This is a genomic window from Rodentibacter sp. (genome assembly GCF_057314195.1).
In genome coordinates this window covers 1-8,297 of sequence record NZ_DBHLAM010000010.1, presented here as the reverse complement: position 1 = coordinate 8,297, position 8,297 = coordinate 1, and the positions used below count along the sequence as shown (strand labels likewise).

General features: G+C 42.6%; 10 protein-coding genes. 3 read left to right on the top strand and 7 right to left on the bottom strand.

The window, feature by feature from the left end; all coding sequences use genetic code 11:
- Window positions 1-349, top strand: a 349-nt coding sequence (rpsB, locus tag ACO59Y_RS01150; RefSeq protein ID WP_486129905.1) for a 30S ribosomal protein S2, incomplete at its 5' end; no start/stop codon positions are given.
- A 133-nt stretch (window positions 350-482) separates the two neighbouring features.
- On the top strand, window positions 483-1,334 hold the full coding sequence (tsf, locus tag ACO59Y_RS01145) for a translation elongation factor Ts (RefSeq protein WP_373603668.1): 852 nt from the start codon (window positions 483-485) through the stop codon (window positions 1,332-1,334).
- 56 nt (window positions 1,335-1,390) lie between these two features.
- Here the strand turns inward: tsf and ACO59Y_RS01140 are convergent, their stop codons facing one another.
- Window positions 1,391-2,953, bottom strand: a complete 1,563-nt coding sequence (locus ACO59Y_RS01140) for a phosphoethanolamine transferase (RefSeq protein WP_486129903.1) — start codon at window positions 2,951-2,953, stop codon at window positions 1,391-1,393.
- A 135-nt stretch (window positions 2,954-3,088) separates the two neighbouring features.
- On the opposite strand from ACO59Y_RS01140, the gene pyrH reads away from it, so the two are divergent.
- Window positions 3,089-3,802, top strand: a complete 714-nt coding sequence (gene pyrH / locus ACO59Y_RS01135; RefSeq protein WP_486129901.1) for a UMP kinase — start codon at window positions 3,089-3,091, stop codon at window positions 3,800-3,802.
- Window positions 3,803-3,980: 178 nt separating this feature from the next.
- Here the strand turns inward: pyrH and mnmA are convergent, their stop codons facing one another.
- From mnmA to nqrF, 6 genes are all read right to left on the bottom strand, one after another.
- On the bottom strand, window positions 3,981-5,138 hold the full coding sequence (mnmA, locus tag ACO59Y_RS01130; protein WP_486129899.1) for a tRNA 2-thiouridine(34) synthase MnmA: 1,158 nt from the start codon (window positions 5,136-5,138) through the stop codon (window positions 3,981-3,983).
- A gap of 8 nt (window positions 5,139-5,146) precedes the next feature.
- Entirely contained in the window at window positions 5,147-5,623 is a 477-nt protein-coding gene (locus ACO59Y_RS01125; protein WP_486129897.1) for a GNAT family N-acetyltransferase, read from the bottom strand.
- Complete coding sequence (locus ACO59Y_RS01120) at window positions 5,623-5,883, bottom strand: type II toxin-antitoxin system TacA family antitoxin (RefSeq protein ID WP_486129895.1); 261 nt, start codon at window positions 5,881-5,883, stop codon at window positions 5,623-5,625. The genes ACO59Y_RS01125 and ACO59Y_RS01120 overlap by 1 nt, the downstream gene beginning before the upstream one ends.
- A 93-nt stretch (window positions 5,884-5,976) precedes the next feature.
- Window positions 5,977-6,237: a (Na+)-NQR maturation NqrM gene (nqrM, locus tag ACO59Y_RS01115; protein WP_373603674.1), complete on the bottom strand. Its 261-nt coding sequence runs from the start codon at window positions 6,235-6,237 to the stop codon at window positions 5,977-5,979.
- 2 nt (window positions 6,238-6,239) lie between these two features.
- Window positions 6,240-7,280 (bottom strand): FAD:protein FMN transferase, encoded by a 1,041-nt coding sequence (locus ACO59Y_RS01110; RefSeq protein ID WP_486129892.1) that lies wholly within the window; start codon window positions 7,278-7,280, stop codon window positions 6,240-6,242.
- Window positions 7,281-7,422: 142 nt separating this feature from the next.
- Window positions 7,423-8,297, bottom strand: an 875-nt coding sequence (gene nqrF, locus ACO59Y_RS01105) for an NADH:ubiquinone reductase (Na(+)-transporting) subunit F (RefSeq protein ID WP_486129890.1), incomplete at its 5' end; no start/stop codon positions are given.

Sequence of the window (8,297 nt, the reverse complement as noted above, 5' to 3'; positions counted from 1 at the left end):
CAAAAAAGAAGCGTTAATGCGTAGCCGTGAGATGGAAAAACTTGAATTAAGCCTCGGCGGTATCAAAAATATGGGTGGTTTACCGGATGCGTTATTTGTCATCGGTGCGGATCACGAACATATCGCGGTGAAAGAAGCGAACAACCTTGGCATTCCTGTATTCGCTATCGTGGATACCAACTCTACACCGGCCGGTGTGGATTATGTTATCCCGGGCAATGATGACGCAACTCGTGCAATCCAACTTTATTTAACGGCTGCAGCAGCAGCGGTGAAAGAAGGTCGCGGTAACAATGTTGAAGCGATTGCGGAAGAATTAGTTGTAGAAGTGGAAGCAACGGAACAATAATTCGGGTTATCGAAATAAGGCTCAGCCCTTATTAATCAAAACGATTAATTGGCACAGGGGCTAAAATTTAGCCCCTGTATTTTTACCCAAAGTACGTTTAAAGCACCGTACTTTAAGACAGAGGATTGGAAAAATGGCTGAAATTACAGCAGCATTAGTAAAAGAACTGCGCGAACGTACCGGCGCAGGCATGATGGAATGTAAAAAAGCATTAGTTGAAGCGAACGGCGACATTGAATTGGCCATCGACAACATGCGTAAATCCGGTCAAGCGAAAGCGGCGAAAAAAGCCGGTCGCGTGGCCGCAGAAGGTGTAATTCTTGCACGTATTGAAAATGGCTTCGGCGTATTGGTTGAAATGAACTGCGAAACCGACTTCGTTGCGAAAGATGCCGGTTTCTTAGGCTTGGCAAATGAAGTGGCGGATTATGCCGCCGCGCACAAAGGCACGACAATTGAACAATTACAGGCGCATTTTGAAGAAAAACGTGCGGCGTTAGTAGCGAAAATCGGCGAAAACATGACTATTCGTCGTGTCGCTTATTTAGACGGTAAAGTCATCGCACAATACTTACACGGCGCGAAAATTGGTGTGTTAGTGGCGGGCGAAGGGTCTGCGGAAGAACTCAAAAAAGTAGCGATGCACGTTGCTGCGTCTAAACCTGAATTCGTTAACCCGGAAGACGTTTCCGCCGAAGTGGTAGAACATGAGCGTCAAATCCAAATCGACATCGCGATTAATTCCGGTAAACCGAAAGAAATCGCAGAGAAAATGGTTGAAGGCCGTATGAAGAAATTCACTGGCGAAGTGTCTTTAACCGGTCAAGCATTCGTGATGGATCCGTCTGTTTCTGTTGGTGATTTCTTAAAATCTGTAAACACTTCTGTGTCTAACTTCATTCGTTTAGAAGTGGGTGAAGGTATCGAAAAAGTGGAAGAGGATTTTGCCGCTGAAGTGGCTAAAATTACCGGCGGTAATGCTTAATTCTTTTTTCAGAGATAAAAAGCCGATAACTTGATTATCGGCTTTTGTTTTGCGTGTTATTTATGTTTCGGTCGGATATCGATTGCCGGATCATCATCTTTACGATATTTCTCATTAATGCGCTTTTGCAAGCCGAAATCATCTTTATCCGCTTGGTTAGAAAATAAATCTTCTTCCTGAGTAAGTTTCGGATTCTTAATGCCGATCCAAGTTGCAACACCTTCTAAGAAGTTCAAACCGGATTTAAACGCTTTGTATTCTTTCCGTTCGCTATCATCGGACGACAATTTAAACAGCGGGATATCATGGTGTTCGCGGCTGAAACAGTTTTGATTAAATAACAGCACGTTATTTTTTTCATCCTGTTGATGGCATAAACCGTGATCGGAAAAATAAATCATTGAAAACGTACGTCCTGTTTTTGTCGAGTTCTCTTCAAGCTGTTCATATACGCGTTTTAAAAATTCATCGGTTTTCTTAATGGAAGAAACATAGCAGTTCAAATAGCCATATTTCGGATCGATTTCCTCATCTTTATAAATTTTTGGATAATCTTCCACACGGTCGCACGCCAGCGGATGCGAGCCGTAAATATGTAATACAATAAAACGTTTCCCTTGAATTGGATCTTCTAATACTTGAGTGAGTTTCGGCAGTAAATCGAAATCACTAAAGTTGGTGGAATTAAAACTGCCTCCTTTTTTTAAGAAAATGGTTTCATCAGATTTTGCGGCCAGTGACGATACCGGCGTATCAAATTCGCCCAACATGCCTTGGTTTGATAGCCAATAGGTTTTAATGCCGGCGGATTTGACCAAATCGACTAAACTCAAATCGTAATTCGGCTCCCACTTTTCTTTGTTCGGCAAGGTCAACATTAAACGTAATGAGGCGACAGTATTAGTGCCGGCGGAGCGCAAGCCGTCAATCAGCGTCCCTTTTGCATTCGACATAAATGGCGTATTTTCAATCGGATAGCCGTATGCATGATGATAATCTTTGCGCGCACTTTCGCCCAATACAATTACATAATCGTCGTAACGAGAATTTTCCAGTACGGATTTTCCCCAATTATTGGATTGTGACATTTGTTTGAGTTTTTGCATTTCGTCTATTATTTTTAGCGTAGAACTTAGCGTTTCCTTAAGTGGCTCGGCAATCGGTAAATAAAATGCAAAAAGCAAGGTCGCCAGTACAATAAAGGTTTTGTTACGATAAAATTTAACGCCGAATTTAACTGCACTTTTATATTGCACGAATAGCAAAATCGGGATCGCTATGGCAATTAAATAACTTGTCAGCGGAATTTGCAGCAAAAACTCTTTGGTTTCCAGCATATCAGTGGCGAACACAGAAGCGATATATTGATAGCTCGGCGCACCGAAATTTAAACCGGTGGGCGTATAAAAGGCGTGCGCCAATCCCAGCGGCAACATAATAAAATAGAAAGATTTTTTGCTACTGCTTAATAAAAGAATCAACGCGGTGGAGAGTAAAATTAGCACCGCATTGGGGCTAGGAAACATCCCTGAACCGATTAACATAAAGTAGCCGGCTGTCAGGGCACAAATAAAAACGAAAAGCGTGGCTAAAATTCGGTAAGTTTTTTGTGTGTTCATATCATCTCTATTTGAAAACAAATGCCGCTCATTATCTCCTTTTTACGCCGGATTTCCAGTTTTAACTTCTTCACTCTTGCGTGGTTATTCTATAAAATAAACCAATTTTTTTAAGCCAGAAAGGAAAAATAAATAATGAGCCGACCGATTTATAAACGTATTTTATTGAAATTAAGTGGTGAAGCATTACAAGGCGACGAAGGATTCGGTATCGATCCGTCAATCCTTGATCGCATGGCGATTGAAATCAAAGAATTAGTCGAAATGGGGGTGGAAGTTGGTGTCGTGCTGGGCGGTGGTAACTTATTCCGCGGTGCAAAATTGGCGAAAGCCGGCATGAATCGTGTGGTGGGCGACCACATGGGAATGTTGGCTACGGTCATGAACGGTTTAGCGATGCGCGATTCCTTATTTCGAGCGGACGTAAACGCAAAATTGATGTCGGCGTTCCAACTAAACGGTATTTGCGACACTTACAATTGGTCGGAAGCGATAAAAATGTTACGTGAAAAACGCGTGGTGATTTTCTCCGCCGGTACCGGTAGCCCATTTTTTACCACCGATTCGGCCGCCTGTTTACGCGGTATCGAAATCGAAGCGGACGTTGTGTTAAAAGCGACGAAAGTAGACGGCGTATATGATTGCGATCCGGCGAAAAATCAGGATGCCAAACTGTATAAAAATCTAAGTTATGCTGAAGTGATTGATAAAGAATTGCAGGTGATGGACTTGGCAGCGTTTACTTTAGCGCGCGACCACGGCATGCCGATCCGTGTGTTCAATATGGGGCGTCCGGGCGCATTGCGTAACGTAGTGCTCGGCACGGAAGAGGGCACTACGATTTGTTAATGGTGATTTAACACATTAATTAATGAGGCGACCCAAATGCGGTCGCCTTTTCTTTTTGGTTAATTCAATTTGCGCCGGAAAGTAAGGTAATTGGAAGAATTGAATTTTTCACCGGGCCCGAAGCGACTTTCAATGCGGTGCTCTGGGAGGAGGTCGCTAAGCATGTAGCAGCTTGGGTTTACTCGAGGGTAAGACGTTCTTCGATAATACCGCCGCCCAGGCAAACTTCACCGAGATAAAATACGGCGGATTGACCCGGCGTAACCGCTGCTTGCGGTTCATCGAAAATGACGCGGATAGTTTCATCGTCGATAGGCTCAACCACACAAGGAATATCCGTTTGGCGATAGCGAGTTTTTACCGTACAACGGAATGATTCACGAATCGGTTGGCGATCCACCCAATGAAGCTGTTTTGCAATCAAACCTTTGGAAAACAAACGTGGATGATCGTGCCCTTGTGCCACAATCAGTTCGTTATTTTTCACGTCTTTATCTACCACATACCACGCTTCCTCGCCGGCATTTTTCAAACCACCAATGCCCAAGCCTTTGCGCTGACCTAAAGTGTGATACATCAAACCATCATGACGACCGATAACTTCGCCATCCACCGTGCGAATATCGCCCGGTTGTGCCGGCAAATAACGCGCTAAAAAGTCTTTGAATTTACGCTCACCGATAAAACAAATACCGGTAGAATCTTTTTTCTTCGCCGTGACTAAACCCAAATCTTCCGCGATGGCGCGCACAATTGGCTTTTCAATATCGCCTACCGGAAATAGACTTTGCCCCACTTGTTTGTGGCTAAGCGTATAAAGGAAATAGCTTTGGTCTTTATTGGCGTCTAAACCACGTAATAATTGCGCATTATCATCATCACCTGCACGACGCACATAATGCCCTGTGGCAATATAATTCGCGCCTAAATCTTCCGCTGCATATTCCAAGAACGCTTTAAATTTAATTTCTTTGTTGCACAGAATATCCGGATTCGGCGTGCGACCCGCTTTGTATTCACTAAGGAAATGTTCAAACACATTATCCCAATATTCCGCCGCAAAATTGATTTTATGCAGCTTAATGCCGAGCTTGTCACACACTGCTTGCGCGTCGGCGAGGTCGGCTGCTGCAGTACAATAATCGGTATCGTCATCTTCTTCCCAGTTCTTCATAAACAAACCTTCTACTTGATAGCCTTGTTGTTGAAGAATAAAAGCAGACACGGAGGAATCCACTCCTCCGGACATGCCACAAATCACTTTTTTCATGGCATTTTGGGCAAGTTGTTCAGCGCTTAAGGTTGCAAAGTGTTGGTTGTAAGTTTTTGATAACATAATATTTTCTAAAGTTTTAACATTAATGTGAGATCATCAATCGGTGAAGGTTGAAAACCATAACTAAGATAAAATGCTTTCGCTTTTTCATTCAAAGCATGGACAAGTAATGCGCGAACGCCAATTTGTTCGCTTACTGATTTAGCGCGCAGTACCGCATCTTTTAACATAGCTGCCCCAAAGTGTCTGCCTTGTATTGATTTATCTACTGCTAAACGCCCTAAAATGATAACGGGAATGGGATCCGGCATATTTCGGCGAATATTACCGGTAGCCTGTAAGTGAGTAATCGCGCCGGACGCCATCGCATAATACGCCACTACATTTTTATTTTGATCACAAACCACAAAAGTTCGGCTAGCCTGACTAATTTGATTTTTCAATGCATTGCGTTTAAGCCATTGATTTAATACTTCTTCACCACAATCGAATGTTGCCAAATGATGTTGATTAGAAAGAGATTCAGGGAAAGAATAACCAGCCATTATTCTGTCCAAGGAGCCTTAATCGAAAAGAGTTTATCCATTGAATGATGATCAACAGGTTGCTCAAGTGCGGTCAAAAATTGGCTAAATTTTTCTTCTTCAAGCTGGAATAGTGTTCGATCTAAAATAACGTTTTTAGCATTATTACATGCTGACTCTAACATAAAATCAGAACGGCTTTTGCCGAGCAACTCTGCCGCATAATCAATCAAATCCCGCTGATTAGGCATAGCTCGGAGATTAATTGTCGCTGTACGCATAACTATCCTTTCGTCTATACAAATGATGTACGATTCTATTATTTGTGTATTAAATGTCAATACAAAAACGGTCAGCATTGCTGACCGTTTAGTTTACTTCACTTCATAAAACGACGAATCATCATTTTTCTTGGTGAATTTTTGTTCGTATTCTGCTTTAGCTTGTTCATCACCGGCGTCGAGTTTGGATTGGAGTGTGTCGCAAGGTTTGTCGCAGTCACAGGCTTTGGCAATGCCTAGGGTGGATAAACCGCCGCAACTACCTTTTAAACTTTTCTTTTTAACGATAAAACCGATAGACATCAGTAAAATAATGGCGACAAAAGCGATAAGAGTGAAAAATAAAGTTTGCATAGTTATTCCTTGGTTTCCGTTAATTTTTTAAAGGCAGATGACATTTTGGTTTCAAAGCCTTTGTCCGTTTTGATGATCAAATAAATCGCGAGATTATTTTTCTCGGCCACCTCAAGCGCTTTCTCTTCGCCAAGCACAAACAATCCTGTGGATAAACCGTCAGCAGTCATGGAAGTTGGCGCTAACACAGTGATCGACGCTAAATGATGCTGAATGGGATAGCCGGTTTTTGGATCGATTTCATGGGCAAAACGCTGGCCATTTTCTTCAAAATAAATACGATAGTCACCGGAGGTTGCCATCGCCATATTATTTAAACCAATTACATTTTCAACCGCTCTTTCGCCCGTAGTATTCGGTTTTTCGATGGCGATTTGCCAAGGTTTTCCTTCAGAATTCTTACCTTTGGCGCGAATTTCACCACCGATTTCTACCATATAATTTTGTGCGTTGAGTTGTTCCAATTTTTCTGCCACTTGATCCACGCCAAAACCTTTCGCGATGGAAGATAAATCAATATAAACCTGTGGAATTTTCTTGGCTAAGGTCGGGGTGTTGCCGTTCATTTCAAGAGCGATTTTATCAATGCCGACCCAAGCTTGACGTTCGGCCAGCTGTTCGCTTGTCGGTTGACGTTCCGGCCGTTTTTCCGGGCCAAAGCCCCAAAGATTGACGACAGGCCCTACGGTGACATCTAATGCGCCTTCAGTCATTTTATTTAAACGAATCGCTTCTGCTAATACTTTTGCAAGATCCTGAGAAATCTCAATCGGCGTATTCACTTGAGTATTTTGATTGAAACGACTTAATTCGGAATCTTTAATGTAAGTGGACATTTTCGCATTTACGTCTTGTAAAATCGCTTCGATTTGTTCATGAATTTTCTGCGATGTTTCGGTAACGGAACCGTCATCGATATATTTCACATGATAAGTCGTCCCCATGGTGTTGCCGCTCAAGAGCACCGCATTGGGGGCTTGCCGGCAGGCCGTCAAAGAAAATACCATGGCAATTGCGATAACGACACTCAATAGTTTTTTCATTTTTCTTTCCTAACGAGATGAATTACAGGCAAACCGACTTTTCAATCCGCTTGCCTGTAATTCATATTAAATATTGACCGCACTTCTCTTGCGATAAAGAGTAAAGTGCGGTCATTTTTTTATGTGTTTTGATTAACTAAAATCAACCACCGAAGTCATCCAATAAGATGTTTTCATCTTCAACACCAAGGTCTTTCAACATTTTGATGACCGCCGCGTTCATTACCGGAGGGCCGCACATATAGTATTCACAGTCTTCCGGCGCTTCATGATTTTTCAGGTAGTTTTCATAAAGCACGTTGTGAATAAAGCCTGTATAGCCTGTCCAGTTGTCTTCCGGTAATGGATCGGAAAGTGCAACGTGCCATGTAAAGTTTGGATTTTCTGCAGCAAGCTGATCAAAATCCTCCACATAGAACATTTCACGTTTAGAACGGGCACCATACCAGAACGACATTTTACGTTTGGAATGTAAACGTTTTAATTGGTCAAAGATATGGGAACGCATTGGCGCCATACCCGCACCGCCGCCAATGAACACCATTTCGGCATCGGTATCTTTCGCGAAGAATTCACCGAATGGACCGGAAATCGTCACTTTATCACCCGGTTTTAATGACCAAATATAAGAGGACATTTGTCCCGGAGGGGCATCAGGTTGACGTGGCGGAGGCGTTGCAATACGCACGTTCAGCATAATAATGCCTTTTTCTTCCGGATAAGATGCCATGGAGTAAGCACGGATAATATGCTCATCGACTTTGGACACATAACGCCACAGGTCATATTTATCCCAATCCTCATGGTATTCTTCTGGAATATCGAAATCTTTGTAGTAAACCGTATGAGGATCGGCTTCGATTTGGATATAACCACCTGCACGGAATGGCACTTCTTCACCCTCAGGAATCGCTAATTTAAGCTCTTTGATAAAGGTGGCTTTGTTATCGTTAGAAATAACGGTACATTCCCATTTTTTCACACCAAAGATTTCTTCCGGCAATTCAATGTCCATAT

Excerpts from the sequence above, each read along its gene's own strand:
- ACO59Y_RS01120 (WP_486129895.1), bottom strand. The coding sequence starts at position 5,883 with ATGCGTACAGCGACAATTAATCTCCGAGCTATGCCTAATCAGCGGGAT.
- ACO59Y_RS01140 (WP_486129903.1), bottom strand. The coding sequence starts at position 2,953 with ATGAACACACAAAAAACTTACCGAATTTTAGCCACGCTTTTCGTTTTT.
- ACO59Y_RS01110 (WP_486129892.1), bottom strand. The coding sequence starts at position 7,280 with ATGAAAAAACTATTGAGTGTCGTTATCGCAATTGCCATGGTATTTTCT.
- nqrM (WP_373603674.1), bottom strand. The coding sequence starts at position 6,237 with ATGCAAACTTTATTTTTCACTCTTATCGCTTTTGTCGCCATTATTTTA.
- ACO59Y_RS01125 (WP_486129897.1), bottom strand. The coding sequence starts at position 5,623 with ATGGCTGGTTATTCTTTCCCTGAATCTCTTTCTAATCAACATCATTTG.
- mnmA (WP_486129899.1), bottom strand. The coding sequence starts at position 5,138 with ATGTTATCAAAAACTTACAACCAACACTTTGCAACCTTAAGCGCTGAA.
- tsf (WP_373603668.1), top strand. The coding sequence starts at position 483 with ATGGCTGAAATTACAGCAGCATTAGTAAAAGAACTGCGCGAACGTACC.
- pyrH (WP_486129901.1), top strand. The coding sequence starts at position 3,089 with ATGAGCCGACCGATTTATAAACGTATTTTATTGAAATTAAGTGGTGAA.